The organism is Bacillus pretiosus (assembly GCF_051294775.1).
Classification (GTDB): Bacteria; Bacillota; Bacilli; order Bacillales; family Bacillaceae_G; genus Bacillus_A; species Bacillus_A wiedmannii.
In genome coordinates, this window is the sequence record NZ_JBPPHF010000026.1 from 1 (window position 1) to 764 (window position 764).

Genomic DNA, 764 nt, shown 5'->3' on the forward strand with positions numbered 1-764 from the left:
CCTCTTGGTTTGGGCTATGTTCCGTTTCGCTCGCCGCTACTCAGGAAATCGCATTTGCTTTCTCTTCCTCCAGGTACTTAGATGTTTCAGTTCCCTGGGTCTGTCTTCCTTACCCTATGTATTCAGGTAAGGATACCATACCATTACGTATGATGGGTTTCCCCATTCGGAAATCTTCGGATCAAAGCTTACTTACAGCTCCCCGAAGCATATCGGCGTTAGTCCCGTCCTTCATCGACTCCTAGTGTCAAGGCATCCACCGTGCGCCCTTTCTAACTTAACCAAACTAAAAATTAAAAAATATGAGCTACACTGTTATCTAGTTTTCAAAGAACATACCATTTGCTATTTAAAATAGCTTTTTGGTGGAGCCTAGCGGGATCGAACCGCTGACCTCCTGCGTGCAAGGCAGGCGCTCTCCCAGCTGAGCTAAGGCCCCAAAAGTTGTATGGTGGGCCTAAATGGACTCGAACCATCGACCTCACGCTTATCAGGCGTGCGCTCTAACCAGCTGAGCTATAGGCCCATACAAATTGCAGGATTTATTTATATCATATCCTCATTTAAGAGTCAATACTTAATTGAACTCTCAAAACTAAACGAAAACGAAACACGGAAACTTTTATTGATGAACAGTGTTCATCAATTCTCCATAGAAAGGAGGTGATCCAGCCGCACCTTCCGATACGGCTACCTTGTTACGACTTCACCCCAATCATCTGTCCCACCTTAGGCGGCTGGCTCCATAAAGGTTACCCCACCGA

General features: G+C 45.9%; 2 tRNA genes and 2 rRNA genes. All 4 read right to left on the reverse strand.

Annotation, left to right across the window (positions count from 1 at the left end):
- Positions 1 to 283, reverse strand: a 23S ribosomal RNA gene (locus tag ACSG5Z_RS29670); the annotation flags it as partial.
- An 80-nt stretch (positions 284 to 363) separates the two neighbouring features.
- Positions 364 to 439 (reverse strand) — tRNA-Ala (locus tag ACSG5Z_RS29675).
- A 10-nt stretch (positions 440 to 449) separates the two neighbouring features.
- A tRNA-Ile gene (locus ACSG5Z_RS29680) sits at positions 450 to 526 on the reverse strand.
- Positions 527 to 656: 130 nt separating this feature from the next.
- Positions 657 to 764 (reverse strand): 16S ribosomal RNA (locus ACSG5Z_RS29685); the annotation flags it as partial.